We start from the raw sequence: 26,187 nt of genomic DNA on the forward strand, positions 1-26,187 counted from the left end.
AGCACCACGGCGTCGTGTCCCATCTGGCGTAGCCAGCTCGCTGCCACGGTCGCACGCACACCATCGGCATCGATCAGCACGAGGCGCGCGCGCCGCACGCCCACATACTGGTCGGTGGCCTGGATCAACTGGCCGCCGGGTGTGTTCTGGGCGCCGGGTACCGACCCGGCGGCATACTCCTCCGGCGTGCGGACGTCGCACAGGAAGGTAGTGCGCGAGCGGTCGTCGAGCCACGCGCGGGCCTCGGCCACATCGATGCGGGGGACTGAGAAGCGCTGCGCCATCGCCTGCGCGGCGGCGCGGCCCGCATCGAGGCCGCGGGGCGCGGCGTTGTCCGGATAGCGCCGCGTGCCGCCGTGTTCCAGCCTGAAGTCGTTCAGGTACCAGCCTTGCGTGCCGTTCTCCAGTGCGTATACGGGGTTGGGCACACCGAAATTGATCAAGGTCTGCGCACCGATGATGCTGCGCGTGCGGCCGGCACAGTTGATCACGATGGGCGTGGCCGGGTCCGGCACGAGGTCGCGCAGGCGGTAGGCCAGTTCGCCATTGGGGCAGCAGATGGCGCCGGGGATGTTCATCTTGCGGAATTCCGCGACGGGCCGGCCGTCGAGCACCACCGGGGCTTGCTCGCCGGCCTGCATGGCGGCCAGTTCGGCGGCCGAGACGCGGGGCGTGCCGTAATGGTGCTCGGCCAGTTCGCCGAAGGTCTTGGATGGCACATTGACACCGGCGAACAGCGCATAGCCGGCGGCATGCCAGCCCGGCACGCCACCGTCCAGCACGAACAAGCGCGTGTAGCCGAGTGCCGCCAGGGCCTGCGCGGCGCGCGGCGCCACGCCGTCGCCATCGTCGGCCAGCACGATGCGCGCCGAAGGATTCGGGGCCAGCCGGCCTATGTCGAGTTCGAGCCGGCTGTAAGGCAGCGGTACCGCGTAGAAGGGATGGCCTTCGCCGTACTGGCCATGTTCGCGGATATCGAACAGGGCGATCTCCTCCTGGTCGTGCAGCCAGCCTTTGAGGGCGGCGGGATCGAGCAGGGTGTAAGGGGTAGCAAGGATGTCGGGCATGCGGTTCTTCAGGCAAAAAGGGGGCCTGGCCTCCTGGCCGCGCACGGGCGGGAGGCAAGCGGTAGTGCGCTGGAAAAGGGCTTTGGCAGAGGCGGGTCGGTGCGGGCGTGTCAGTGCCGCACCGACCCGGTGCCGCTTAGCGGCGCGTCTTGACGCCCACGCTCATGGCCTGGCAACGGCCCGTTTCGAGGTCATAAGCGGTGCGGCTGGTCAGGGTTTCCAGGGCGCGGCCGTACATATGCAGGTGACGGATCACGGATTCGCCGCGAATTTCGACCGAGTGGATGTCGTCGGGGAGCAGCGCGATGCCCGAGCCCGGGCCCACTTCCACGGTGTGCGAGTGCGCCAGCGTACCCACGCCCGGCACGCTGCCGTCGTCGGTGCGCAGGTAGACGTCGTTGTACTCGGTCCCCACCACGCCGGCCACGCAGGCCCAGGTGGTGTGGTCATGCGGCGGGATGCGCTTGCCCGGCCGCATTACGTTGAGGTACAGCGCGAAGCTCTGGTCGGGATCTTCCGCAATCAGGTAGCGGGCCTGGCGCTCGCCTTCCTCGGGCGGGGCGAATTCGCTCTCGGCCCACAGTTGCGGCCTGGCTGCCAGTTGCGCCACCTGATCCAGGACGCTGGCCAGCGAGTCGCGGGTGACACCGCCGCTGGCTACGATTTCCTTGATGGATCGAATGGTTTCCCCGACGGCGGCCTGGCGTTGTTGTGCGATCGACATGTCTCTAGAATCCTTGCTGAGTCTTGATAGTTCTTGGTTTGCGGGGCGGGACGTATCTTTGTCTGGTTTCACTGTAATGAAGGCCAGTGCCCAAAACCACTTAATCACCCATGAAAACACTTAAGCAAGTCTAATGAATGCGTAATCTCGACCTGGACCTGCTGCGCACCCTGGTGGCCATTGCCGACCACGGCACGTTTGCCGCGGCGGCCGAACGGCTGCATCGCACCCAGTCTGCCGTCACCCAGCAGATGCAGCGGCTGGAGGAGCAGGTGGCGCTGGTGTTGTTCGAGCGGCAGGGGCGCGGCAAGCAACTCACGCGGCATGGCAACAAGCTTGTGGAATATGCGCGGCAACTGCTGAACCTGAACGACGAGGCGTTGCGCGTGCTGCGCGAGGGCGACCTGACCGGATCGCTGCGTATCGGCGCGCCGCACGATGTGGCCGACACCATCCTGCCGCCGCTGCTGTCACACATCGCGCGGGCTTCCCCCGCCTTGCGGCTGGAGATCCATGTCGGGCGCAGCCCTTTCCTGATGGAGTCGTTGCGGCGAGGCGAAATCGACCTGACTGTCTCCACCCGCGAAGACAGCAGCCTGGATGGCCTGGTGTTGCGCACTTCGCCCACCATCTGGGTGTGCGCGGCGGATTTTGCCTATGAGCAGGGCAGCACGGTGCCCTTGATCCTGGCCGACGAACCCAGCCTGTTTCGCAAGCTGGCGCTGGAAGCGCTCAAGGAGGCCGGCGTGCCCTGGCGCGCGGCCTATTTTGCGCCGAGCCTGATTGGCATCAAGGCGGCCATCCGCGCGGGCCTGGGCATCACGGCCCGCAGCATCGACCTGCTTGGCGCCGATATGCGGGTGCTGGGCGACAAGGACGGGCTGCCGCGCCTGCCCGATGTGACGTATTACCTGTGGGCCCGGCCGAATGCGGCCAACCCGGTGGCGCGGCAGGTGTTCTCCATGCTCAAGACCACTTTGCAGCGTGGACTGGCGGCTGCGTGAAAGTGGCTTGAGGCGGGTGGGGGTAGCTTGAGGTGGTTGTGGAGGGGCGTGCGTGCTGGCCCTCAGGCGGCCTGCGCGAGCCGGAAGGCGCCGACCGCCTCGGCAAGCTGGCGCGCCTGCGTTTCGAGCGAACCGGCCGCGGCGGCCGCCTGCTCCACCAGCGCCGCATTCTGCTGGGTGACGGCCTCCATCTGGGTGACGGCCTCGCTGACCTGCACAATGCCGGCGCTTTGCTCAAGCGATGCCGACGAGATGTCTTCCATGATCCGCGCCAGGCGCTGCACGGCGTCCACGGTCTCGCTCATGGTCTGGCCGGCCTGGGCGACGAGTGCGTTGCCCGCACCGACCTTGCTGGCGGAGTCGTCGATCAGGGACTTGATCTCGCGTGCGGCGCTGGCGCTGCGTTGCGCCAGAGCGCGGACCTCGCCCGCCACCACGGCGAAACCGCGTCCCGACTCGCCCGCCCGCGCCGCTTCCACGGCGGCGTTGAGCGCCAGGATATTGGTCTGGAATGCAATGCCGTCGATCACGCTGATAATGTCGGCGATCCGCTTCGAACTGCTGCTGATGTCGCCCATGGTCTGTATCACGCCGCGTACGTCGTCGCCGCCGCGCGTGGCCAGGCGGGCGGCTTCGGCGGCCAGTTCGCTGGCCTGGCGCGCGCTTTCCGTGTTGTTGCTGACCGTGGAGGTGAGTTCTTCCATGCTGGCGGCGGTCTGCTCGAGCGATGCGGATTGGTGCTCGGTGCGTGCCGACAGGTCGGTGTTGCCCGCGGCAATCTCGCGCGCGCCGGTGTTGACGGAGTCGGAGCTTGCGCGCACCTGGCTGACGGTGCGCGTCAGCGCCTCCTGCATGCGTGCCACGGCGGCGAGCACACGTCCCACTTCATTGCCGCTGGCCGCCACCGCGCGGTGGCTCAGGTCGCCCTTGGCCACGCGGTCGAGATGCTCGGCGGCGGCAGCCAGGGGCGCTACGACGAACGCGCGCAGCCCCAGGTGTACCGCCACGATCAGGCCCAGCGCTGCGGTGATGCCCACCACCACCAGTTTCACTACCAACTGGTAGCGCGCGCTGCTTGCTTCGGTTTCCTGTTGCGACAGCCGGGCCGCCTCCACCTGGAAGCGCTCGACACCCGCCGAGTAGTCCGCGCCCGAAGGCGTGACTTCCTTTTCGTTGAGGGTGGCATAGGCAGCAGCGTCGCCGCTGCGCAGCGCTGCCATGGCGCGCTCTATCGTGCCGGCATGGCGCCGCGCGGCGTCGGCGACCTGGCGGCGCAGGGACGCGTCCTGCTCTTCCTGCGCGGGCGTGGCCTCGAAGCGCTGCAACGCCCTGGCGGAATTTCCAAGGGCTTTGGCGGCGGCATCAAGTGCGCTGGCATCGACCCCGGCACCACCCTCGCGCGCCGTGGTGTAGGCCCGTGCCAGCGCTGCGCGGGCCCGGGTCATGTCCTTGTACGCATCGTTGAGCAACAGCGTGGTGGCGGAAAGCTGCTGGACGCGGCCGGTTGCCTGGTTGGCGGCTCCCAGCGCTAGCACGCCGACGCCGGCGCCAAACACGATCATGCATGCAAAGGTCACCAGGATGCCCAGCAAGGCGGTGCGCACGCTCAGGTTTTTCATCATCGGATCGGGACAGGGATTTGAGATCACTGGACTAACGGAGGCCGTGGCCCGGACTTGACCGGGATCATGCCGATGTTTGCGTCAGATCAATCCCGATGCGTGAAATAGGCGGCCAGGTGTCGGTTTGCGCACAACTTGCGGCCGCCCCTCAAGTTGTCGCCGCACCGCACCGATAGACAGGCTTTCCGCCCAGCGCGGGCTCCACAGCCATTAGCCTCCGGGCACCTCGCCATGCTTGCCAGCCTGACCATTCGCGCCCGCCTTCTCGCTACCGTTTCCCTGCTGTTCCTGCTTGCCCTGGGCGTGGGAGTGGCCGCCTTGCTCGGCTTGCGTGCCGCCAACGACGCGCATGAGTCCACCTACACGAACCAGCTCGCTTCGGCGCTGGCGCTGGGCGAAGCGGACCTGAGCCTCACCCGCGCGCGTACGGCGCTGGACCGCGCCATGCTCTACCCGGACAGCCCGGAAGCCAAGGGTTTGCTCGACCGTACCGAAGAGCTGACGCGGCGTTCGGACGAGGCATGGAAGCGCTTCATGGCCTTGCCGCGCGACAGCGAGGAAGACCAGTTGGCCGTGGCTGTCGCGGCCAAGCGGGAGGCCGCCAACCGCGATGGCATCGCCGCCATCATCGCCGCGCTGCGGGCCGGGGACCGCGCTCTGGCCGACCAGATCATGGACGGCAAGCTCTCCCGCCTGTTTCGCGACGCCAATGACAGCAGCCTCAAGCTGAGCCAGTTCCAGCTCAAGATGGCCGCTGGCAATTTCGAGGCGTCGCAGGTGGCGTATCGCCATTTCCGCAACGGGGTGATTGCCGCCATCGTACTGGCGCTGCTGGTGGCGGCCGCTTGCGCGGTGTTCCTGCTGCGCGCTATCGTTGGCCCGCTGGAACTGGCGCTGAAGCAGTTCGACCGCATCGCGGCGGGCGATCTCAGCCATCCCGTGCAGGTTACGCGCCGCGATGAGATGGGGCGCCTGCTTGAAGGCCTGGCGCGCATGCAGGCCAGCTTGGCGCACACCGTGGGGCGCGTGCGCCAGGGTGCCGGTGCGATCACCGCAGCCACGCGGCAGATCGCAGCCGGCAACGCCGACCTCTCCGGCCGCACGGAGGCGCAAGCCGCCTCCCTGGAAGAAACGGCATCCAGCATGGAACAGATGACCTCCACGGTGCGCCAGAACGCAGACAACGCGCGCCAGGCCAGCCAGCTTGCCGTCAGCGCGGCCGAGGTGGCCCACCAGGGCGGCGCGGTGGCAGGCGACGTGATGGCCACCATGGGCGATATCAGCGCTGCGGCCAAGACCGTCGCGGAGATCATCGGTGTCGTCGACGGCATTGCCTTCCAGACCAATATCCTGGCGCTCAATGCCGCCGTCGAGGCTGCCCGCGCGGGCGAGCAGGGGCGCGGCTTCGCCGTGGTAGCGGGCGAAGTGCGCGGCCTGGCGCAGCGCAGCGCCGGCGCGGCGCGCGAGATCAAGTCCATGATCGAGACTTCGCTGGCGCATGTCGCAACCGGCAGCAGCCTGGCCGGGCGCGCGGCCAGCACCATGGAGGATGTGGTCGCGGCGATTCGCCGCGTGACCGACATCATGGGCGAAATCGCCGCCGCCTCGGCCGAGCAGAGCAGCGGCATCGAGCAGGTCAACCGGGCGGTGACGTCGATGGACGAAGGCACCCAGCAAAACGCCGCGCTGGTCGAGCAGGCTGCTGCCGCGGCGGCCTCGCTGGAGGAGCAGGCGCGCCAACTGGATCAGGCTATCGCCGCGTTCCGCGTGTAAGCTGGCGGTCGGGCCCGCGCATATGGCGGGATGAGGGATGCGCGGTGGCGCCGCATGCCACTTTTGTGCGTTCGGTCCCATTGAACTAGGGTATACGTAGTGACAAAGGTGGCGGAACAGTGCCATCGTTACCAGCAGGCGGCCTGCGGTGGCCGAAGCACCGGGAATCCCCGGTTTCCTCGCAAACGGACCTGAATCGTGCGTCGACGTCTCTGGCCCAGGCTACTGTTATTGGTGCTGCTCGTTAGTGGCGTCTACTTCGTCTGCGCGGCCGTCAGCGAGGAGCTGGCCACTTCGCGGTTGCAGGCGCGCTACTTTGCCGGGCGGGCGAAGGACATCGCGTTCGCGGTGCAGGACGGTCCGAGTGATCGCATCCGCTTTCCGGAAGACGGGCCTTATGACCTGCGCTTCGGCTACAGCCGCTTGCCGGAGTTCACGGAACTGCTGGAGGCGCGCGGTTATCGCCGCGAACGCCAGGCGCGCTGGTCCGACCAGATGCTTGAGCTGACCGATTCCGGATTATTCGCGCCGTACCACGAAAAGACCCACGCGCGCCTCGACCTGCTCGATTGCAATGATGAGGCGTTCAATGCCACGAGCGCGCCGTCCCGTACCTACGGCAGCTTCGACCAGATTCCAGGCTTGCTGGTGGGCGCCTTGCTCTTTATCGAGAACCGCGACCTGCTCGATCCCGAATTTCCCACGCGCAACCCCGCGCTTGACGTGCGGCGCTTCACGCGCGCCGCAATGGACCAGGGCGTGCGTTTTTTCAACGATAAGCACGACGCCGCCGGCGGCAGCACGCTCGCCACCCAGATCGAGAAATACCGCCATTCGCGTGCGGGCCGAACCAGTTCGCCCAAGGAAAAGCTTCGGCAGATGGCCAGCGCGTCGATGCGCGCTTATCTGGACGGGCCGAACACCGTGGCCGCCAGGCAGCGCATCCTGCTCGATTACCTGAACTCCGTGCCGCTTTCGGCCCGTGCCGGCCTGGGCGAGATCAACGGGCTGGGGGATGGGCTGTGGGCCTGGTACGGGCAGGATTTCGACGAGGCCAACCGCTTGCTGGCGAATGCGGCAGGCCCGGGACCCGGCGCCGGCCAGGGCGAAGGCGAACTCGGCGAGCGGCAGGCGAAGGTGTTCAAGGAGGCGCTTTCGCTGATTATCGCGCAGCGCGGGCCATCGCATTTCCTGCGCCGCAATACCGCCGGGCTGGTGGCATTGACCGACAGCTACCTGCGCTTGCTCTCGGCTGCGGGCGCCATCCCGCCGTGGCTGCGCGACGCGGCGCTGGCGCAGCCACTGAAGCTGTCTCCCCCGTCGCTGGACCGGCCCGAAATCTCGTTTGTTTCGCGCAAGGCCCTGAGCGGCGTGCGCACCGACCTGCTGCGCTATCTCGATCTCGACAGCAGCTATGAACTGGACCGCCTCGACCTGACGGCCCATAGCACCATCAATACCGGACTGCAACGTGTCGTCACCGAGGCACTATTGAAGGCGGGCACGCGCGATGGCGCCCATGCCTTCAACATGTACGGCCACAACCTGCTGCGCGAAGGCGACGACCCCGGCAAGCTGGCGATCAGCTTCACGCTCTACGAGAAGATCGACGGCGCGAACCTGCTGCGCGTGCAGGCCGACAACCTGGACCTGCCGTTCGACCTCAACCGCGGCGCGAGGCTTAACCTGGGCTCCACCGCCAAGCTGCGCACGCTGGTGACTTACCTCGAGATCATCTCGGAACTGCATGAGAAATATGCCGGCATGACGCCCGCCGAGTTGCGTGAGGTCAAGCCGGCCAAGCTAGATGCGTTGACCCAGTGGGTTTTGAACTACCTGCTCACCGCTTCCGACAAGAGCCGTCCCGCCATCCTGGAGGCCGCCATGCTGCGCCGCTACTCCGGCGGGGCGGGCGAAGCGTTCTTTACCGGCGGCGGGCTACAGACCTTCACCAACTTCGAGCGTTGGGAGAACACGAAGATCATGCCCGTGCGGGAGGGGTTCGAGCATTCCGTGAATCTGGTCTTCATCCGCCTGATGCGGGATATCGTGCGTTACGAGACCTACCGGCTGCATCCCGATGCCGACGAGTGGCTGAACAACCCGGCCGCGCCGCAGCGGCGGGCCTACCTGGTCCGCTTTGCCGACAAGGAGGGTAGCGACTACCTGCGCGCTTTTTATTCGAAGTATCGCGGCAAGACCCATCAGGAAGCGTTGAAGCGCATGCTGGAAAACCGGCACTTCTCGCAGGTGGGGCTGGCGGTGGCGCTACGCAGCGTCGAACCCGACATCGATCCGGCGCAGTTCAACAAGATCATGCGCGCCACCCTGCCGCGCGTGGGGCTGACCGATGACAAGCTGGCGACGCTGTACCGCAAGTACGGCCAGACCAGCTTTTCGCTCAACGACCGCGGCTACCTCGCACGGGTGCATCCGCTGGAGCTATGGCTGCTGGATTACCTGCGCCAGCGGCCCGACGCCAGCCTGGATGAAGTCTTGCGCGACAGTACCGACCAGCGCCAGGAGGTGTACGCCTGGCTGTTCAAGGCCCGCAATCCCGGTGGCCAGACCCGCCGCATCCGCAGCCAGCTGGAGCGCCAGGCTTTCGCCGAAATCGCGCGGCGCTGGCAACGGCTGGGCTATCCGTTCAGCGGGATCACGCCGTCATATGCCTCGGCGATCGGCGCTGCCGGCGATCGTCCCGCCGCCCTGGCCGAACTGGTCGGGATTATCCAGGGCAATGGCGTGCGCCAGCAGGCGACCGCGCTGCGCAGCCTGGAATTCGCGCAGGGCACGCCGTACGCCACCGATTTCGGGCTGGCCGGGCAGGGCAAGCGGTTGTTGAGCGAGGACATTTCGGAGGTGGTGCGCGCGGCGCTGGTCGGCGTGGTGAATTCGGGCACGGCTGGCTCGCTGAAAGCCGCGCTGGGCAACAGCGGCATCGTGGCCGGCGGCAAGACTGGCACCGGCGACCATCGCTACGAAGTCTACGGGCCGGGCGGCCGGCTGATTTCCTCGCGCGTGGTCAGCCGCTCGGCCACGTTTGTGTTCTTCCTTGGCGACCGTTATTTCGGCAACGTTACGGCTTATGTGCAGGAACCCTACGCCGCGCGCTACGCCTTCACCAGCGCGCTGTCCGTGCAACTGCTGAAATCGCTCGCGCCTACGATCCTGCCGCTGGTGCGCGACGGCGGCGCGCGCTCTCCGCTGGCGTGCCGGCATTGAACGGCCGGCACGGCGGTCCCGCTGAATCCGCGGCTAGTCCCAGCAGTGGAGCCGCGCACAGTACGCGTCCTCGGAAGTCCGGGCATTGCGTTCGTATTCGGCGATTACCTGCAAGGTGGCGGACTGGAGCAAGGAGCCCGCGGTGAGCGAAGCGGCAAACTCGCGCAGACCCTGCAGGCAAATCACGATGGGAGGTAAAGCTTGGTCCTGCATGATGCGTTGCTGGCTCGTTGATGGGCGGGATGTGCCTCCCGACAATTCGATTGTAGGTAGCGGCGAGCCGGGCAATTGCAAAGCAATGTGTCTGCGCGAACCTTTGTGGTGTTGGGCCGCAAATCAGTTGCGTCCGAGCCACGGAGTGTAGCGCGTGAGCCGCGTGGCCATCACCATGGCTGCCCTGATTCATGGCGCGATGATGACTGCGGCAGCCATGCGGCCGGTGGGGCGTTGCGCGGCCACCACGGAAGCCGGCCCCGGCACAGGAATAAAGCAAGCCGTGGATGAGGTCGAGCGGGGATATCACATGGCCAGCCCCCCGGCACCTCGGTAAAAACATCGATAATGCGCAGTCCTTTGCGCGGCACGGAAGACGGGCGGTTGTCCTTGGGACGTTGTTCTATTATCATTAAATGTTAATCAAATTAACATGGCTGGCGCACTGGCTGGCACTCTGCAATCCCATGGAATCCAAAACCGCCCGTCTCACCCTGCTGATCGACCCGGTGAAGAAGAGCGCCTTCGAGAACCTGTGCGCGGCACAGGACAAGACGCCCTCCCAGGTAGTGCGCCAGTTGATTCGCGACTATCTTGAAATGCATGGCGTAGCTTATGCCACCAAGCCACGGCTTGGCGGCGAGGCGCAGGTGGGGGGCGAGGAAGCCTGAGCGCAGGCCGCCAAAGCGGCGGGGGCGGCTGGAAACGCGAGGCCGGCATCGCCGTCCTGAGTCGGCCGCGCGAACCGCCCGGGCTATCGCCTTGGGCGTCCCGACGTGAACGTTGGCCTCAGCGCCTGGAATGCCGGTCGCCGGGCACCGCGGACTGGTGTTCGGCCGGCCGTGGCGTGGTGATCCAGCGTGCTACCGCGGCGGCGTCCAGCGGGCGCGAGAACAGATAGCCTTGTCCCATATGGCATCCCTGCGAGAGCAGGAACTGGCGCTGCGCTTCGTTTTCCACGCCTTCGGCGACCACCGCGAGTTTCAGGCTGTCGCCAATACGGATGACGGCGCTGGCCAGTTCGCGGGCGGCGGCATCGCTTTCCAGGTCGATCACGAAACTCTTGTCGAGCTTGAGCTGGTGCACAGGCAACTGCCTGAGATAGCCAAGGCTGGAATATCCCGTGCCGAAGTCGTCCATGGACAAGCGTACGCCCTGTGCATGGATGGCCGCGACGGTGGCGGCAATGCCGGCGTCATCCTCCATCAGCAGCCCCTCGGTCATCTCCAGCACCAGCGCCTGGGCGGGCAGGCCGTGGCGAGCCAGGGTCTCGGCCACTTGTGCCGGCAGCCCCGGGTCCCGGAAGCTGGCGGGGGAGATATTGACCGAGATCGTGGGCACGGACAGCCCCTGCTGGCGCCAGGCGGCGAGTTGCGCGCACGATTGCTCCAGCACCCAGCGATCGAGTGCGCCGATCAGGCCGCTGTCTTCGGCCAGCGGTACGAAGCGGTCGGGTGACACCACGCCGAAATGCGGGTGATGCCAGCGGACCAGGACTTCCAGGCCGTAGAGCCGCCCATCCCGCAGGAACACCTGGGGCTGGAAATTGAGATGCAATTCCTCCGAGAGCAAGGCATCGCGCAGCGCCGATTCCAGCGCAAGGCGCTCCTGGGCGGCCCAGTTCATCTCGATGCTGAAGAAGCGGAACAGGTTGCGCCCCGCGGCCTTGGCGTCGTACATGGCCATCTCGGCGCAGTGCAGCAGGTAGTCCAGGGCATCGCCATCGGCGGGAAACATGCTGATTCCGATGCTGGCCGACGGCGCGATGCTGGCGTGATCGATGCGCAGCGGCTGGTGCAGCGCGGCCAGGATGCGCTTGCCCGCGGCAATGGTCCGGGCGCGGTCGCTGTCGGGCAGCACCAGAGCGAACTCGTCGCCCGAAAGCCGGGCCACCAGCGCGGATTCCCCGGCATGCGCGATCAGGCGCTGGGCAACCTCGCGCAACAGCTTGTCGCCGCCGGCGTGGCCAAGCGAGTCGTTGATATGCTTGAAACGGTCCAGGTCGACGAACAGCACGCTGAGCGTGGTGCCGGCCTGGCGCGCGGCGGGCAGCAGGGTGCTAGCCTGCATCTGCAGCAGGCTGCGGTTGGGCAGGCCGGTCAGCGAATCGTAGTGGTCGAGCTGCATGATCCGCTCGGCCGCTGCCTCGCGTTCAAACGCGAGCTTGCATAGCGAAGTGCACACCTCGAAGAGCTGCAGGTGGAACGCATCGGGCTGGCGGACAGTGCGATAGTAGAACGCCAGCGTGGCGAGTACGCGCCCGTCGCTGGCCTTGATCGGATACGACCAGCACGCCGCCAGGCCAAGCGGCAGGGCGAGATCGCGGTAATCCGCCCACAGCGGATCGTTGGCGATATCGCTGACCACCACCGGCTCGCCCAGCCAGGCGGCCGAGCCGCAGGAGCCGGCAGCGGGCCCTATGCTCATGCCGTCCAGTGCCGCCGCGTAGTGCGCCGGCAGGCTCGGCGCGGCCAGCGGGCGCAAACGGCCGTCGGCGTCCACCCGCAGTACCGAAGCAATCACTGAAGGCGCAACGCGTTGCACTTCCTCGCAGATCAGTTCCATCACGGCCGGGAGCGGTTGCTCCATCACCATGGCCTGCAACACCTTTCGCTGCAGCAGTTCGTAGGCTTTCTGCTGTGTGATATCCGTGAGGATGACGATGCCGTGATGCCGGTCGCCCCCGGTCGGATGACGGTCGCTGGCGACCAGATGCCGGACCGTGGCGGAGACCCACAGCGGGCTGCCATCGCGCGCGTACACCAGCGCTTCATGGCGTTCGCCGCCTGGGGAGGCGCGGTGGGCATGCAGCCGTTCCATCACGCCCGGATCCGTGAATTCGCGGGCCAGCAGCTCGCGCGGCGTCTTTCCAACCATCTCGCCGCGCGTGTAGCCGAGCATGCGCGTGAGCCCGGCGTTCGCGTACACAATATGCCAGTCGGCATCGACCACGAGGACCGCGCTGTCGATCTCGTCGGCGATGACCGAAAGCAGTGGATGGTCGTCGCGGCTGGGTTCGACGCTGCCCGCCACCTTCAACAGTAGCGTGCGCAGCGTGACGTCTCCGAGCCGGGTACTGGACTCCGCGATAAAGCCAAAGCGCCGCTCGCCGTCCGGCCGCAGGATCTGGACGGCGGGCAAAGGCAGGGCATGCTCGCCGTCCTGGCCGGGTTCCGCGCCGTGAGCGCGCGCGGCGATGCCGGGCAGCTTTTGCACGAGCGCGTCCACGTCCATCCCGAAGACTTGCTTGCGGGATGCCCCATAGAGTGTCTCCGCCGCTGCGTTCAGGAAGATCACCCGGTTGTCCGCGTTCAGTACGAAGACGGCGTCGGAAGCTTGCTCAAGCGAATTGCGGAACAACTGATGCGGGTCGGCTATGCTGAGCGCTTTGTCTCTGTCTGGCATGGGTGAGGTAAACGTCGCTAACGCCCGAGAATGCCCGCCTGGCCCGCCTGGGCTCATGGGACATTGACTCGGCTCTGATGCAGGTATCGGCATCCGGTAGCGGATCCTGAAGTTTTTTTTGCATACCGCTTTCCGGGAGTTGATTCAGCGACCGCTGAAAACCGCGGGTTGCCCGCGCAGGACCGCAATGGCAGCGCCTGCCGCAAGACCGGCGCGACGCGGCAAGCTTGGCATAATGGCGCGCTGTCCTGGCGGCGCGATGCACGTGCCGTTCCCATCGAACCGGAATTTCCCATGATCATCTGCGCCGGCGTAGGTCCCGGGCACCTTGACTTCCTCACCCTTGGCGTAGCGGACCTCATCCGCGGCGCCGACATCGTGGCCGGATTCGATACGGTCATTGAGGTCATACGGCCGCTGGTGCCGCCGAATGCCCGGATTGTCACCATGGGCTACCAGGACCAGGTCGAGCGGCTCGACTGGGTTGCGGCCAGGCATCATGCCGGCCGCCGGTGCGTGGTGCTGTTCATGGGCGACATGCACTTCAGCGGCTTCCAGTACCTGGAGCGGGTGGAACGGGCTTGCGGCCATCCGGTGGAAACCGTACCTGGCATTTCCGCCGCCCAGGTGCTGGCCGCGCGCGGCAAGGTTTGTTTCGACGAAACCACCTTCCTGACGTTTCACCGGCGCGGCGACCTGGATCCGTTCAAGCGCCATCTCCTGCATGTGCTGGCGGACCAGCGCAATGCCATCGTCATTCCACGTCCCTGGGATTTCATGCCCAGGGACATCGCCGCCTGGCTGGTGGCCCAGGGCGTTGCGCCGGCGCACCCGGTCGAGGTGTGGGAGAACCTGACGCTGGCAGATGCCGCGTGGCGGGGCACGCTGGCGCAATGCACGCAGGCGTTCAGCGACATGAGCATCATGCTGATCCGCAGCATGGCGCCGATGCCCAGCCAGATTGAGCCACGGCGCACCCCGGCGCAGGGGGACTCGGGACAGGAGAAAACTTGATCTGCCGCAACACCCGCGCATCGCCCGCTTGCGCTGCACTGCACACGGAGTAGAGTCCATCACGGATGGTCGGACAAGGTCTCCGCGCGATCGCGGACGTCCCCGGAACGGAGGGAAAACACCATGGATTTCAAGACCGTGCTGGTCGAACTCGGCTCCGACGCTGGCTGTGCGGATCGCGTCGGCCTTGCCGCCGGGCTGGCGCAGCGCTGCGCGGGCCATGTGATCGGCGTGACAGCCACCGGCATGCGGCTCGAGCCTTTCCGGGGCGCGGGCGACGAGGCCGGGCGCTACGCCGAACTGGCCAGGCGCCAGTTGCTGGCGCAGGGCGCCGAAGCCAGCGCCGCGTTCCATCGTGCCATGCACGAGGCGGCGCCGGGCGTGGGCTTCACGCACCGGCTCATCGAGGACGAGCCCGGCTGGGCCCTGGCCCAACAGGGGCGGATGGCCGACCTGGTTGTCCTGGGCCGCCCGCCCGGCCCGGAATCCGTCCCCGTGCTGGTGGCGCAGACTGCCGAGTATGTGATGCTCAACGCCGGCCGGCCGGTGTTGCTGGTGCCACCTGGCGCGCGCCGCCTGACTGGCGAGCATGTGGCCATCGCCTGGGACGGCGGACGGGAGGCTGCCCGCGCGGTGGCGGATGCGATGCCCCTGCTGCGCCAGGCGCGGTGCGTCACGGTGGTTTCGGCGTCGAGCACGCATGATCGGAAAGGCACCCACGACATGCCCGATGTCCCCGGCGCGCACGCAGGCCTGCGCGATCATCTGGCGCGGCACGGCATTGCCACTGTCATGCATACCGTGCAGGGCGGCGACCGGGTTGGCCGGCTGCTGCTGGAAGCCGTGCGTCACCTGGGGGCTGATCTGCTGGTGGCGGGGGGCTATGGTCACGCACGCCTGCGCGAGCTGGTAACCGGGGGCACCACGCGCACGCTGATGCGCCATGCCGAAATTCCGTTGCTGATGTCGCACTGACGGGCCAGCGGTGTCCAGAGCTGCTGGCTCGCCTGCCGGCGACATCGGTATATAAATTAATACAATATGTAGTGATATATTGATTGCTTCGGCCAGGGGCCACCCTGGCTGCGCCCGGCCATTTTTCCATGCCATTGCCGACGCCAATGGCCGGCGTGGTGCTGTCTGGCGCGGGTGCATGGCAAGGTGCGGTCTTCGTACTGGCCATGCTGGCCGGCATGGCGTCGTCCGAATGGCATGAAGGGCCCGAATGGCTCGAATGGCTCGAATGGCTCGAATGGCTCGAATGGCCGGGACGCTCTCGCGCAAGCCACCCACGCTGAAGCTTTGCCGGGCACAATCACGGCTGCCGCGCGAAGCGAAATCACCGGCCCCCTAACCCACACGCCCCCAGCGCCATAGAGAGAAATCGATGGAAGTCGATACGATAGACGAAGAATCCGGCGAGGACGCGCCAGCCAAGGCCCAGGCTGCGCGCCGTAGCACGTGGGTGAACGTGGCGGTCAACATCCTGCTGACCTGCATGCAACTGCTGGCCGGCCTGTTCGCCGGCTCGCAGGCGTTGATTGCCGATGCCATCCACTCGTTGTCCGACCTGGTCTCGGATTTCGTGGTGCTGTTTGCCAGTCACCATAGCAGCAAGGACGCGGACGCCGATCACCACTATGGCCACCAGCGTTTCGAGACGGCCGCGTCGCTGGCGATCGGCGTGCTGCTGCTCGCGGTCGGCGCCGGCATGCTGTGGTCGGCCGTGCAAAAACTCGAGCATCCGGAGTTGGTGCTGCCGGTCAAGCCCATCGCCCTCTGGGTGGCATTGGGCGCGCTGGCGGCAAAGGAGCTGTTGTTCCGCTACATGCTCGCCGTAGCCGAGCGCGTGCGCTCCAGCATGCTGGTTGCCAATGCGTGGCATGCACGCTCGGATGCGGCTTCGTCGCTGGTGGTTGCGGTCGGTATTGGCGGCAATATGCTCGGCTACCACCTGCTCGACCCGGTAGCGGCGCTGGTGGTTGGCCTGATGGTCACAAGGATGGGCTGGACGTTTTCCTGGGACGCGCTGCACGACCTGATGGATCGCGCCGTGGACGAGCAGACCGTCGAGGCGATCCGGCAGGCCATGGCTGCCACGGCAGGCGTACAGGGCCTGCATGACCTGAAGACGCGCAAGATGGGCGACTTCATCCTCGCTGATGTACATCTCGAGATCGATGGCGCAATCAGCGTGGAAGCCGGGCACCGTATTGCCGTGGAGGCGCGCCGGCGCGCGCTGGAAGTGCGCGATGTGTTGAACGTGATGACCCATGTCGACCCGGTCCCGGTGGTGCCGCAGGCAGCGGCGGAGCCGGTCCGGCCAGGCGCGGCATGACTGGCCGCCGCGCCGTGCATTGATCGGCCGCGGCGATCAAACCATCGGGAAATGCGGATTCCCGCATCGAAGACAGCCCCCTATACTCGCGCTCACCGGAACACGCCGCGCGGCAGATTCCAGGGCCGCGCGCCTCCGGTTCCAAGAAATGAAGGCAAAGACCTGACCGAAGCGAGGGGAGACAAAGATGGAAAAAAGACGGGCTGTTGCCTGTGTAGTCATGCTGGCTGCCAGCGCCATTGGCATGCAAGGCGCTGCGGTTGCGGCCGAGGCGTATCCGGCAAAGGCGATCCGCTTTGTCGTGCCCTATCCGCCGGGCGGCCCGACCGACCTGATGGCGCGGTTGCTGCAGGCCAGCATGCAGGCGCGCTTCGGCATTCCGGTGGTGGTGGACAACCGCGCCGGCGCCGGCGGCAACATCGGCACCGATGCCGTGGCCAAGGCGGCGCCGGACGGATATACCATCCTGCTCGCGGCGAGCGGACCGATGGCCGTCAATGCCACGTTGTACAGGAGCCTGCCGTTCAGTCCGCAGAAGGATCTCGCGCCCGTGATCCAGATATCCGCGTTTCCGCTGGTGCTGGAGGTTCATCCGTCCAGCCCGCTCAAGGACGTGAAGGCATTTATCGCCGCCGCCGGCAGCAAGCCGGGCGACTACAGCTTCGCGTCGGCGGGCAACGGCACGCCGCAGCACCTGGTCGGCGAACTGTTCAATACCGCCGCCGGCACGAAGATGCAGCACGTCGCCTACAAGGGCGCGGGACCCGCGCTCAACGACGTGCTGGGTGCCCAGGTGCCGGTGATGTTCGATATCCTGGGCAGTTCGCTGCCTTATATCAAGGCGGGCAAATTGCGGGCGCTGGCGGTCACCACCAAGGCGCGCGTGCCGGCTTTGCCGGACGTGCCGACGCTGGCCGAAGCTGGCCTGCCGGGGTTTGAGTTCGTGGCGTGGCACGGCATCGCCGTGCCGGCCGCGACGCCGCGGGAGATCGTGTTGAAACTCAACGGCACCATCAACACCATCTTTGCCGATCCCGAATTCCGCAAACGCTGGGAAGCCATCGGGACGCCGGTGGTGGGCGGCACGCCGGAGGCCTTCGGCACGCTGATACGCAGCGAAACCACCAGACTGGGCAAGATCGTGCACGAAACGGGCGCGACCGTGGACTGAGCGGTGCAGTGCGGCGTGCCGATTCCCGGCAGGATTGCCATCCCGGCCTTGAACGGGCATCCGGCGGCCGCACGCTTCGTGCCGCCGCGAAGCAAGAGCAGGTGTCGTTGATCGGGTATGTGCGGCTCTCGCCCGAGGCGGGGCGGATTCTGGCAAGCTGGAGCGCTTAGGCCTACAGCAAGGTCGAGTCAACCGCCAATATCTTCGGCGCCATATCAATCAGGCGGTCGGCCTGGCGGCGGACCAGGGCAGCGATCGAGCGCACCATGTCTCGCTCCTCTCCGACATACACCAGATCCTCGGCTTGCCCGGCGGCCTGCGCGGCAGCGGCGCGCGCCAGGCTTGTCATGGTCCGCACGGCGGTCGGCCTGCGGATGCCGATGCGTGACATGAAATCCGCGAAGGCATAGGGCGTGGCCTCCGCCATGTCGAACGCATCGCCGATCGCCATCGCAAAGTCATGCAGGAACTGATCGTACTGGACCACGGAGACCAGGTCGTAGAAGGGCGCGGGCGTCAGCCCGGCTCGCGTGCAGAAGAACGAGAAGTTCTTCCCGTGCGCGTCGCTGTTGCCGATCAGGAACTGGAAAATCGCCCATTGCAGCATGATGCGCTGGGCGACGGCCTGGTTGACCGTTTTCTCTCGCAATGAAAACAACCGTGCGAAGCTGACGCCGTCGCGGATCGCCGCAACGTCCCTGGCGGCGCCGAAATTCCGTTCGTATTTGTAGCTCACCGGAAGATCCAGCGCCTGGCACGCGTCGACGATATGCAGGCGCCTGACGATGCCGTTTTCCTTCACGCGGTCAAAGCGCGTGACCAGCAGGACCGGGCTGGGAATGCGGCGAATCGACACCGGCGCCACGGGCAAGCCCAGGCGGCCGGCCAGCGTCATGCAGAAGTGTTCGTTTGCCACCATGCAGCTGGCCGAGTCATGGACCGGCTCGGGTTTGACGATGTGGGTGGACGCGACGCCGGCCCCGTCGGCCAGGTAGATGCGCTCCCCTTCCATGAAGACAGCCAGTTTGTCCTGGTAGCCGGCGATGGACAGGCGAACCCGGCCATCCCAGACGGTGAAAGGCACTTGCTCCCGGTCGCGGATGCGCTGGTTCAGTTCAGCGGCGGAGATCTCGCGCAGCTGTGGCGCCTGCGCCGGCGGCGGGGCGTCGGCATGAAAGCTGAGTGCCCCCGCAGTTTCCCCGCCAAGCTGGCGGATCAGGCCGTAGACGTTGTTCTTTGAGACTTGCCCGTAGACCGAGGCGATGTCCAGTGCCCGCCCTTCGGGAAGCAGGTTCTCAATAAAGCGCCTGAGACTTGCCGAACTGGCCGGCCTATCGAAGGGGATGGCTGGCGAGAGCGGGTAGCGATGCGCGGCCGAACGCCAGGCCTCGTCATAGGCAAACGAGAAACTGTCTTCCAGCGCGTCATACTGGACGGTTCCCACCAGATCGGAACCATCGAAAACGCGGAGCGAGTGCGTTGCCATCAGGCACCCTCGAAAGCGATGGCGGGAATCTCGATATCCGCGGTGGCCGCCTTCGGTCCCAGGATCATGCCAAGGCCCAGTCCGGAAAGGACGAGCAGGAGCTTGTCGGTCTGGACCGGGCGGCCATTTTCCAGCCGCGACAGAAGATTCGCCGATACGCCGCAAAAGCTCGCCGCGTCGTCGATCCTGAGCTGCTGCTTGAGCCGGCGATGACGGACGAGCGCGCCGAGTTCGCCAAGACTGGAGATCCGCGGCTGGGGAGGGGGCAGGGAGGTTGGCAACTGGCGCGGCATATGGTTTGAGACTTCCTGGCGTCTGGGGAATTGTTTCGTTTTACGGAAACAAGGGTCACGCGAAGTGAAACCTGGTTCATTGTTTCCGTAAATGGAAACAATAGGATTGATGACGGCCAAAGTCAATATAGTTTCCGTTTGGCGAAACTATAGTGCCTGGTGAGGCATGCGAGGCGGCTGAAACAGGGTGACCATCCACCTCGACATCGATTCGGTGCGCGCGCTGGAACGGGCCTTGAGCGCCTATCCGGGCGCCATCCTGGTGGTGTCGCACGACCAGCGCTTTCTCGATGCGCTACGGCTGACACATCGGTTGGCCTGGCACGGCGGGGAGTGGCGGCTGGTGCCTTGCCGCTGAGGCGCCGGCGTCAGTTGCCCGCGTCGCCAGGGTGTTCGTCGACCGAGCGGACCGCCGCGCGCCGCAAGGCGTCGAGCGCGGCGCTCACGGCGGTGCGGCCGAAGCCATCGTCGCGCCAGTACATCGACACCGAGCCGAAGCCGGCAAGCCGCAAGGGCAGGATGCGCAGGGCGCCGAGCTGTTCCAGGCGGCGCGCGGTCCGGTGCGAGGCTACGCCGATCATATTGCTGTGGTTGAGCAAGGTCAGGTTGAGGATGACCGAGTTCGACTCCACGCAGTCGCCTGGCATGCTCTCGCCAGCCGCGTTCAGCGCCGATTCCAGCGTGTTGCGGATGGGCGTGCCGCGCGGCCAGACGATCCACCGGTAGGCACGCAGATCGCTCCAGGCGGGCTCGGCTAGCTCGAACAGCGGGTGGCGCGGGCGCGTCACGAAATGGATCGGCTCCATGTAAAGCGCCTCGGTGCGCATCTGCCCGTCTTGCAGTTCCGGGGCGGAGCGTCCCACCACGATATCGGCCTCGCCCCGCGCCAGTTGCGCCATCAGCAGGTTCATCGTGCTTTCCACCAGCCGGACCTGGGCTTTCGGCAGGCGCTGCAGCAGGGAGGTGACGGCAAGCGGCACGGTGTCGGCGGCAGAGGCACCCGAGGTGCCGATCACGACCAGGCCGGCGCCGCCTTCGCGCATGGCCTGCATGTCGTCGCGGGCGCTATCCAGGTGCGCCTCGATGCGCTGGGCGTGCGCAATCATCGATTCGCCATAGGGCGTTGGCCGCAGCCCGCGCGCGTGGCGCTCGAACAGCGGCAGGCCGATGTCGTCTTCGAGTTCCTTTAGCCATTTCGACAGGGCCGGCTGCGTGGTGCTGAGCGCCACGGCGGTCTGGCTCATATTGCCGGTCTGGGCCAGGCTGAGCAGCATCTGCAAGTTGCGCAACCGGAGGCGCTGGGTCCAATCCATCAGGGTATTCCCTTTGAGATATATCCATATCGATATGGATAAGAGGAATTGATTATTTTACAAGGTATATCTCCGGGCGTATAAATCTTCCATCGAAGCCCACAGTCCGCAGCCCGCAGTGGCTGCTCCCCGCCCCGCAGGGCGATGGACCCGGAGACAAGCATGTCAGACGCAAGCAAGAACGCGGATCGCTCGGCGTATTACGGCCGCATCGGCCGCAACCATCTGGCCCCCCTGTGGGAATCGCTGCACGCGCTGGTGCCGCGCGAGCCGCGCCCGCAGGCGCAGCCGGCGATCTGGAAGTACGCCGAGATCCGTCCTCTGGTGATGCAGGCTGGCGAGGTCATCAGCGCGGAAGAGGCCGTGCGCCGCGTGCTGGTGCTGGAGAATCCCGGCCTGCCCGGCAAGTCGAGCATCACGTCCACCCTCTATGCCGGACTGCAACTGATCCTGCCGGGCGAGATCGCCCCCAGCCATCGCCACACGCAATCCGCGCTGCGCTTTATCGTGGAAGGCCGCGGCGCCTGGACCGCCGTCAACGGCGAGCGCACCACCATGCATCCGGGCGATTTCATCATCACGCCGTCGTGGACGTGGCACGACCACGGCAACCCAGCCGTGGCCGACGGCGGCGAGCCGGTGGTCTGGCTCGACGGGCTGGATATCCCGCTGCTGCAGCACCTGGACGCCGGGTTTGCCGAAAACTATCCCGAAGCCTCACAGCCGGTGCTGCGTCCCGAGGGCGACAGCTTTGCCCGCTTCGGCCACAACATGCTGCCGGTGCGCCACCGCGTCACCGATCCCACTTCACCAATCTTCAGCTACCCGTACGCCCGCAGCCGCGAGGCGCTGGACCAGCTCTACCGCAATGGCGAACTCGATGCCTGGGACGGCGTGAAGCTGCGCTACGTGAACCCGGCGACCGGCGGCTGGCCGATGCCGACCATGGCGACCTTCATGCAGTACCTGCCAGCCGGCTTCCAGGGCAAGACCTATCGCAGCACCGACGCCACCGTCTATTCGGTGGTGGAGGGGCGCGGCACCGTGCGCATCGGCGAAGCGCAGTTCCAGTTCGAGCCGCGCGACACCTTCGTGGTGCCGTCCTGGCAGCCCGTGCAACTGGCTTCGGTCGGGGACACGGTGCTGTTCAGCTATTCCGATCGTCCGGTGCTGTCCGCGCTCAACCTGCTGCGCGAAGAACGCACCTGATCTTTTTTGCCCGGGGGCGGAACGCGGCGCGTGCCGGCCCTGCAAGGCTTCATCCATTCTTTCCGTGTGAGGGTTTCCCCATGCCTTTCGTCATTACTCCTCCCGCTACCGTGGCCATTCCGGTCGTGGGCAGCAGCGACCAGTTTCCCGTGCGCCGCGTCTACTGTGTGGGCCGCAACTACGCGGCGCATGCCCGCGAGATGGGCTTCGATCCCGATCGCGAGCCGCCGTTCTTCTTCTGCAAGCCAGCCGACGCGGTGATTCCGGTAGCGTATGGCGAGACCCTGACGCTGCCCTATCCGGCGCAGACCGCCAACTACCACTATGAAGCCGAACTGGTCGTCGCCATCGGCAAGGGCGGTTCGGATATTCCGCTGGAACAGGCGCTGGAACACGTGTGGGGCTATGCCGTGGGCCTGGACATGACCCGCCGCGACCTGCAGATGAAGATGCGCGAGATGGGCCGCCCCTGGGAAATCGGCAAGGCCTTTGACGCCTCGGCGCCGATCGGCCCGATCCATCCGGCCAGCGCCGCCGGGCATTTCGCGCAGGGCGCGATCTGGCTGACCGTCAATGGCGCCGACAAGCAGCGCAGCGACGTAACGCACCTGATCTGGTCGGTGGCCGAGACCGTTGCCGATCTGTCGAAGTACTTCCGCCTGGAACCGGGCGACCTGATCTACACCGGCACGCCCGAAGGCGTCGGGGCGGTCAAGCCGGGCGACCTGATGGTCGCCGGTGTGGAGCGCCTTGGCGAATTGTCGGTGCGGGTGGCCTGATTCATTTTTGCGAGGGCTGCGTTGTGCAGATCTATAGCTTCTTCAACAGTTCCACTTCGTACCGCGTGCGCATCGCGCTCGCCCTGAAGGGCCTGCCTTACGACTACCACCCGGTCAATATTCGCGTCGGCGAGCATCGCGCCGCGGATTACGTGGCCGCGATCAACCCGTCTGCCGTGGTGCCGGCGCTGGTCGACGGCGATTTTCACCTCGGCCAGTCGATGGCGATCATCGACTATCTCGATGCCCACCACCCGGAGCCGCGACTCATCCCGCGAGAGCCTGAACTGCGCGCCCGGGTGCTGGAACTGGCCAACGTGATCGCCTGCGACATCCATCCGGTGAACAACATGCGCATCCTGCGTTACCTGCAGGACACGCTCGGGGTATCGCCGGAGCAGAAAGACGCCTGGTACCGGCACTGGGTCGATGAAGGGCTGGGCGCGGTGGAGCGGCTGCTCGCGCAGCACGGGCGCGGCCCGTGGTGCTTCGGGGCGGCGCCCACGCTGGCCGACTGCTGCCTGGTGCCGCAGATCGCCAACGCGCAGCGCATGGGCTGCGATACCAGCGGCTTCGAGCGGGCCATGGCGGTGTACCGCCATGCCAGCGAGCACCGGGCCTTCCGGCAGGCAGAACCTCAGCGGCAGCCGGACTACACGGCGCGCTAACCGAATGGGGTGCCCCGGGGCGTTTTTGTCCCGGCGCGCGCACCCAAGGAGACCATCATGAATATCATTCGCAGCACGGACCGCAAGGTGATCGTCGTGGGCGGCGGCATAGGCGGCCTGGCCGCCGCGCTGGCGCTGGCCCGGCAGGGCATCGGCGTCGAATTGCTGGAGCAGGCGGAGAAAATCGGTGAGATCGGCGCCGGCATTCAGCTCGGCGCCAACGCCTTTGCCGCGCTCGATGCGCTGGGCGTGGGCGAAGCCGCGCGCAAGCGCTCCGTCTTTACTGACTACCTGATGATGATGGACGCCATCGATGCTACCGAAGTGGCCAAGGTGGACGTGGGCGCGCGTTACCGCGAGCGCTTCGGCAATCCCTATGCCGTGATCCATCGCGCCGACATCCACCTGTCGATACTGGAAGCCGTGCAGGATCACCCGCTGATCCAGTTCCGTACCGCGACCACGGTGTGCGCGCTGGAGCAGGACGAGCGCGGCGTCACCGTGATCGACCAGCACGGCGAGCGTCACCGGGCCGACGCGGTGATTGGCTGCGACGGCGTGAAATCGGCGGTGCGCCAGGCTTTGCTGGGCGACGAGCCGCGCGTGACCGGGCACGTGGTGTACCGCGCCGTGGTCGACGTGGCCGACATGCCTGCCGACCTGCGGATCAACGCGCCGGTGGTCTGGGCCGGCCCCAACTGCCATCTTGTGCATTACCCGCTACGCGGGGGCGAGCAGTACAACCTCGTGGTCACCTTCCATAGCCGCGAGCAGGAAGTGTGGGGCGTGCGTGATGGCAGCAAGGAAGAAGTGCTGTCGTACTTCGAAGGCATCCATGCCCGTCCGCACCAGATGCTGGACCGGCCGACGTCCTGGCGGCGCTGGGCCACCGCGGACCGCGATCCGGTCGAGCGCTGGAGCTTTGGCCGCGCCACCATCCTGGGCGATGCCGCGCACCTGATGACGCAGTACCTCGCGCAGGGCGCCTGCCAGGCGCTGGAGGATGCCGTCACGCTGGGCGCGGCCGTCGAGGCCAGCGACGGCGACTTCGAGGCGGCCTTCGCGCTGTACGAGAAGGTGCGCATCCCGCGCACGGCACGGGTCCTGTACTCCGCCCGCGAGATGGGCCGGCTCTACCACGCCAAGGGCGTGGAGCGGCTGGTTCGCAATTCGCTGTGGGTGGGACGGACGCAGGAGCAGTTCTACGACGCGCTGCAGTGGCTGCACGGCTGGCGTGCCGAGGACTGCCTGGGAGGGGTGCGGTAGAGCCGGCTACGAAAGCCGGAGAAAGCCGGAGAAAGCCAGAGAAGGCCGGGAAGGCCACCAAGGGCGAGCCGACAGCAAATCGGCCGCCTAGAAAGACAATGAAGGAGACAGCCGTGCCCACCCAACCATCCATCGGTATCACCGAGTTCATCGACCGCCAGCCCTTGTCGGCGTTTCAGGTCGGCATCGTCGTACTGTGCTTCCTGATCGTCGCCATCGACGGCTTCGATACCGCCGCCATCGGCTTTATCGCGCCGGCGATCCGCGCCGAATGGCAGCTCACGCCCGGGCATCTCGCGCCGCTGTTTGGCGCCGGGCTGGCCGGCCTGATGGCGGGCGCCTTCCTGTTCGGCCCGCTGGCCGACCGCTTCGGGCGCAAGACCATCCTTGTCTTCTGTGTGCTGTTCTTCGGCATCGCCAGCCTGGCTTCCGCCTTCTCCGGCTCGCTGTGGGGCCTGGTGGCGCTGCGCTTCCTGACCGGCCTCGGCCTTGGCGGCGCCATGCCCAACGCGATCACGTTGACCTCGGAGTATTGCCCGGCCAAGCGGCGCTCCTTCCTGGTGACGACCATGTTCTGCGGCTTCACCATCGGCTCGGCGCTGGGCGGCCTGGCCTCGGCGAACCTGATCGAGGAACACGGCTGGCGCTCGGTGCTGCTGCTGGGCGGCGTGCTGCCCTTGTTGCTGTTGCCATTCCTGCTGTGGAAACTGCCCGAGTCGGTCCGGTACCTGGTGATGAGCGGCAAGCAGCCGGAGCGGGTTGCCGCTACGCTGCAACGGATCGCGCCGGGCGAGCCGATTGCGCCCGGCAGCATCGTGGTCACGGACAAGCGCGTGCCCGGCTCGCCGGCCGCCCACCTGTTCAAGCCCGAGCTGGTGCGGGGCACCCTGCTGCTGTGGCTCACTTTCTTCATGAGCCTGCTGGTGATCTATCTGCTTTCCAGCTGGCTGCCCACGCTGCTGCGTACGACCGGCGTCTCGCTCAAGACCGCTGCGCTGGTCACCACGATGTTCCAGGTGGGCGGCACCCTCGGCGCCATCGTGCTGGGCTGGCTGATGGATCGCGCCAACCCGCACTACGTGCTGGCGGCAAGCTATACGCTGGCGGGTATCTTTGTGGCGGCTATTGGCAGCCTGACCGCCGTGCCCTGGCTGGCGGGCCTGGCGGTGTTCGCCGCCGGGTTCTGCGTTTCCGGTTCGCAGGTCGGTGCCAACGCGCTGTCCGCGGCCTACTATCCCACCGATTGCCGCGCCACCGGGGTGGCCTGGGCCAATGGGGTCGGCCGGATGGGCTCGGTGGTGGGATCGGTGGGTGGCGGCACCATGCTGTCGCTGGGCCTGACGATGCCGGCGCTGTTCCTCCTGGTGGGGATCCCGGCCGTGATCGCGGGCGCTACCATGCTCCGGTTCGGGCGTCATCACGCGGGCCAGGCGCGGCACATGGCGGTGGCCGCCTGAGGACTGAGCCGGGCCGGCAAGCTGGCTTATTCTTGATCTTTTAAATGATAATGCGTATCATTTGAGTTTCTCGGGTTTGTGACACGATCTGAGTCAGCAAATGGGTTCCCGGACACGTCTCGTGTCCGGTCTTTTTTGTGCGGGCCGCCTTGTGTAGCCA

Annotated in this window: 23 protein-coding genes; 15 read left to right on the plus strand and 8 right to left on the minus strand. The window is 66.5% G+C overall.

Annotation, left to right across the window (positions count from 1 at the left end):
* Both CF70_RS11435 and CF70_RS11440 read right to left on the minus strand, forming a co-directional pair.
* The coding region (locus CF70_RS11435) for a rhodanese-like domain-containing protein (protein WP_035864294.1) at nt 1-1,067 on the minus strand (1,067 nt) is incomplete at its 3' end.
* A gap of 136 nt (nt 1,068-1,203) precedes the next feature.
* Nucleotides 1,204-1,791, minus strand: a complete 588-nt coding sequence (locus CF70_RS11440) for a cysteine dioxygenase family protein (protein WP_035864295.1) — start codon at nt 1,789-1,791, stop codon at nt 1,204-1,206.
* Between the two features lie 137 nt (nt 1,792-1,928).
* On the opposite strand from CF70_RS11440, the gene CF70_RS11445 reads away from it, so the two are divergent.
* Nucleotides 1,929-2,795, plus strand: coding sequence for a LysR substrate-binding domain-containing protein (locus tag CF70_RS11445; RefSeq protein ID WP_035864298.1), 867 nt, complete (start codon nt 1,929-1,931; stop codon nt 2,793-2,795).
* A gap of 62 nt (nt 2,796-2,857) precedes the next feature.
* Here CF70_RS11445 and CF70_RS11450 read toward each other — a convergent pair whose 3' ends face one another.
* Nucleotides 2,858-4,417 carry a methyl-accepting chemotaxis protein gene (locus tag CF70_RS11450; protein WP_414629444.1) on the minus strand — a complete coding sequence of 520 codons (1,560 nt, stop codon included), beginning with the start codon at nt 4,415-4,417 and terminating at the stop codon, nt 2,858-2,860.
* A gap of 231 nt (nt 4,418-4,648) precedes the next feature.
* Here CF70_RS11450 and CF70_RS11455 point away from each other — a divergent pair, with 231 nt between their 5' ends.
* Together CF70_RS11455 and CF70_RS11460 are read left to right on the plus strand one after the other, a co-directional pair.
* Nucleotides 4,649-6,190: a methyl-accepting chemotaxis protein gene (locus CF70_RS11455; RefSeq protein ID WP_035864300.1), complete on the plus strand. Its 1,542-nt coding sequence runs from the start codon at nt 4,649-4,651 to the stop codon at nt 6,188-6,190.
* 234 nt (nt 6,191-6,424) lie between these two features.
* Entirely contained in the window at nt 6,425-9,415 is a 2,991-nt protein-coding gene (locus CF70_RS11460; RefSeq protein WP_235185001.1) for a transglycosylase domain-containing protein, read from the plus strand.
* A gap of 33 nt (nt 9,416-9,448) precedes the next feature.
* On the opposite strand, the gene CF70_RS11465 is transcribed toward CF70_RS11460, so the two are convergent.
* Complete coding sequence (locus CF70_RS11465; RefSeq protein ID WP_035864305.1) at nt 9,449-9,628, minus strand: hypothetical protein; 180 nt, start codon at nt 9,626-9,628, stop codon at nt 9,449-9,451.
* Between the two features lie 467 nt (nt 9,629-10,095).
* Between CF70_RS11465 and CF70_RS11475 the strand changes: the two genes are divergently transcribed.
* Complete coding sequence (locus CF70_RS11475) at nt 10,096-10,299, plus strand: hypothetical protein (RefSeq protein WP_035864308.1); 204 nt, start codon at nt 10,096-10,098, stop codon at nt 10,297-10,299.
* Nucleotides 10,300-10,417: 118 nt separating this feature from the next.
* On the opposite strand, the gene CF70_RS11480 is transcribed toward CF70_RS11475, so the two are convergent.
* Entirely contained in the window at nt 10,418-13,033 is a 2,616-nt protein-coding gene (locus CF70_RS11480) for a sensor domain-containing protein (RefSeq protein ID WP_081862133.1), read from the minus strand.
* A 294-nt stretch (nt 13,034-13,327) separates the two neighbouring features.
* On the opposite strand from CF70_RS11480, the gene CF70_RS11485 reads away from it, so the two are divergent.
* The 5 genes from CF70_RS11485 to CF70_RS11500 all read left to right on the plus strand — a co-directional run bounded on the left by CF70_RS11485 (nt 13,328) and on the right by CF70_RS11500 (nt 17,556).
* The gene (locus CF70_RS11485) at nt 13,328-14,047 is read left to right on the plus strand and encodes a cobalt-precorrin-7 (C(5))-methyltransferase (protein ID WP_035864487.1); all 720 of its coding nucleotides are present in this window, start codon (nt 13,328-13,330) and stop codon (nt 14,045-14,047) included.
* A gap of 123 nt (nt 14,048-14,170) precedes the next feature.
* Nucleotides 14,171-15,022, plus strand: coding sequence for a universal stress protein (locus CF70_RS11490; RefSeq protein WP_035864310.1), 852 nt, complete (start codon nt 14,171-14,173; stop codon nt 15,020-15,022).
* Between the two features lie 128 nt (nt 15,023-15,150).
* Nucleotides 15,151-15,345 (plus strand): hypothetical protein, encoded by a 195-nt coding sequence (locus CF70_RS37685; protein WP_235185002.1) that lies wholly within the window; start codon nt 15,151-15,153, stop codon nt 15,343-15,345.
* Between the two features lie 89 nt (nt 15,346-15,434).
* The gene (locus CF70_RS11495; protein WP_035864313.1) at nt 15,435-16,385 is read left to right on the plus strand and encodes a cation diffusion facilitator family transporter; all 951 of its coding nucleotides are present in this window, start codon (nt 15,435-15,437) and stop codon (nt 16,383-16,385) included.
* 187 nt (nt 16,386-16,572) lie between these two features.
* Complete coding sequence (locus CF70_RS11500; protein ID WP_035864315.1) at nt 16,573-17,556, plus strand: Bug family tripartite tricarboxylate transporter substrate binding protein; 984 nt, start codon at nt 16,573-16,575, stop codon at nt 17,554-17,556.
* Nucleotides 17,557-17,728: 172 nt separating this feature from the next.
* On the opposite strand, the gene CF70_RS11505 is transcribed toward CF70_RS11500, so the two are convergent.
* Nucleotides 17,729-19,042, minus strand: coding sequence for a HipA domain-containing protein (locus tag CF70_RS11505; protein WP_035864317.1), 1,314 nt, complete (start codon nt 19,040-19,042; stop codon nt 17,729-17,731).
* Nucleotides 19,042-19,335 carry a helix-turn-helix domain-containing protein gene (locus tag CF70_RS11510; RefSeq protein WP_006156357.1) on the minus strand — a complete coding sequence of 98 codons (294 nt, stop codon included), beginning with the start codon at nt 19,333-19,335 and terminating at the stop codon, nt 19,042-19,044. Before CF70_RS11510 ends, CF70_RS11505 begins: the two co-directional genes overlap by 1 nt.
* Before the next feature lie 187 nt (nt 19,336-19,522).
* Between CF70_RS11510 and CF70_RS36575 the strand changes: the two genes are divergently transcribed.
* Nucleotides 19,523-19,693, plus strand: a complete 171-nt coding sequence (locus CF70_RS36575) for an ABC transporter ATP-binding protein (protein ID WP_081862134.1) — start codon at nt 19,523-19,525, stop codon at nt 19,691-19,693.
* Between the two features lie 10 nt (nt 19,694-19,703).
* On the opposite strand, the gene CF70_RS11515 is transcribed toward CF70_RS36575, so the two are convergent.
* Nucleotides 19,704-20,648 carry a LysR substrate-binding domain-containing protein gene (locus CF70_RS11515; RefSeq protein WP_035864322.1) on the minus strand — a complete coding sequence of 315 codons (945 nt, stop codon included), beginning with the start codon at nt 20,646-20,648 and terminating at the stop codon, nt 19,704-19,706.
* A gap of 162 nt (nt 20,649-20,810) precedes the next feature.
* Between CF70_RS11515 and gtdA the strand changes: the two genes are divergently transcribed.
* From gtdA to CF70_RS11540, 5 genes are all read left to right on the plus strand, one after another.
* Entirely contained in the window at nt 20,811-21,857 is a 1,047-nt protein-coding gene (gene gtdA / locus CF70_RS11520; protein WP_035864325.1) for a gentisate 1,2-dioxygenase, read from the plus strand.
* 80 nt (nt 21,858-21,937) lie between these two features.
* On the plus strand, nt 21,938-22,636 hold the full coding sequence (locus CF70_RS11525) for a fumarylacetoacetate hydrolase family protein (RefSeq protein ID WP_035864329.1): 699 nt from the start codon (nt 21,938-21,940) through the stop codon (nt 22,634-22,636).
* Between the two features lie 23 nt (nt 22,637-22,659).
* A complete protein-coding gene (gene maiA / locus CF70_RS11530) occupies nt 22,660-23,304 on the plus strand; it encodes a maleylacetoacetate isomerase (protein ID WP_035864331.1) in 645 nt (214 codons plus the stop codon).
* A gap of 57 nt (nt 23,305-23,361) precedes the next feature.
* On the plus strand, nt 23,362-24,570 hold the full coding sequence (locus CF70_RS11535) for a 3-hydroxybenzoate 6-monooxygenase (protein ID WP_035864333.1): 1,209 nt from the start codon (nt 23,362-23,364) through the stop codon (nt 24,568-24,570).
* Nucleotides 24,571-24,683: 113 nt separating this feature from the next.
* Nucleotides 24,684-26,027, plus strand: a complete 1,344-nt coding sequence (locus CF70_RS11540) for an MFS transporter (RefSeq protein WP_035864489.1) — start codon at nt 24,684-24,686, stop codon at nt 26,025-26,027.
* Nucleotides 26,028-26,187 lie beyond the last annotated feature (160 nt).

It is taken from the genome of Cupriavidus sp. SK-3, assembly GCF_000611145.1.
Classification (GTDB): Bacteria; Pseudomonadota; Gammaproteobacteria; order Burkholderiales; family Burkholderiaceae; genus Cupriavidus.

Excerpts from the sequence above, each read along its gene's own strand:
- CF70_RS37685 (WP_235185002.1), top strand. The coding sequence starts at position 15,151 with ATGCCATTGCCGACGCCAATGGCCGGCGTGGTGCTGTCTGGCGCGGGT.
- CF70_RS11490 (WP_035864310.1), top strand. The coding sequence starts at position 14,171 with ATGGATTTCAAGACCGTGCTGGTCGAACTCGGCTCCGACGCTGGCTGT.
- gtdA (WP_035864325.1), top strand. The coding sequence starts at position 20,811 with ATGTCAGACGCAAGCAAGAACGCGGATCGCTCGGCGTATTACGGCCGC.
- CF70_RS11465 (WP_035864305.1), bottom strand. The coding sequence starts at position 9,628 with ATGCAGGACCAAGCTTTACCTCCCATCGTGATTTGCCTGCAGGGTCTG.
- CF70_RS11440 (WP_035864295.1), bottom strand. The coding sequence starts at position 1,791 with ATGTCGATCGCACAACAACGCCAGGCCGCCGTCGGGGAAACCATTCGA.
- CF70_RS11515 (WP_035864322.1), bottom strand. The coding sequence starts at position 20,648 with ATGGATTGGACCCAGCGCCTCCGGTTGCGCAACTTGCAGATGCTGCTC.
- CF70_RS11450 (WP_414629444.1), bottom strand. The coding sequence starts at position 4,417 with ATGATGAAAAACCTGAGCGTGCGCACCGCCTTGCTGGGCATCCTGGTG.
- CF70_RS11500 (WP_035864315.1), top strand. The coding sequence starts at position 16,573 with ATGGAAAAAAGACGGGCTGTTGCCTGTGTAGTCATGCTGGCTGCCAGC.
- CF70_RS11505 (WP_035864317.1), bottom strand. The coding sequence starts at position 19,042 with ATGGCAACGCACTCGCTCCGCGTTTTCGATGGTTCCGATCTGGTGGGA.
- CF70_RS11445 (WP_035864298.1), top strand. The coding sequence starts at position 1,929 with ATGCGTAATCTCGACCTGGACCTGCTGCGCACCCTGGTGGCCATTGCC.
- CF70_RS11535 (WP_035864333.1), top strand. The coding sequence starts at position 23,362 with ATGAATATCATTCGCAGCACGGACCGCAAGGTGATCGTCGTGGGCGGC.
- CF70_RS11485 (WP_035864487.1), top strand. The coding sequence starts at position 13,328 with ATGATCATCTGCGCCGGCGTAGGTCCCGGGCACCTTGACTTCCTCACC.
- CF70_RS11475 (WP_035864308.1), top strand. The coding sequence starts at position 10,096 with ATGGAATCCAAAACCGCCCGTCTCACCCTGCTGATCGACCCGGTGAAG.
- CF70_RS11455 (WP_035864300.1), top strand. The coding sequence starts at position 4,649 with ATGCTTGCCAGCCTGACCATTCGCGCCCGCCTTCTCGCTACCGTTTCC.
- CF70_RS11480 (WP_081862133.1), bottom strand. The coding sequence starts at position 13,033 with ATGCCAGACAGAGACAAAGCGCTCAGCATAGCCGACCCGCATCAGTTG.
- CF70_RS11495 (WP_035864313.1), top strand. The coding sequence starts at position 15,435 with ATGGAAGTCGATACGATAGACGAAGAATCCGGCGAGGACGCGCCAGCC.
- CF70_RS11510 (WP_006156357.1), bottom strand. The coding sequence starts at position 19,335 with ATGCCGCGCCAGTTGCCAACCTCCCTGCCCCCTCCCCAGCCGCGGATC.
- CF70_RS11525 (WP_035864329.1), top strand. The coding sequence starts at position 21,938 with ATGCCTTTCGTCATTACTCCTCCCGCTACCGTGGCCATTCCGGTCGTG.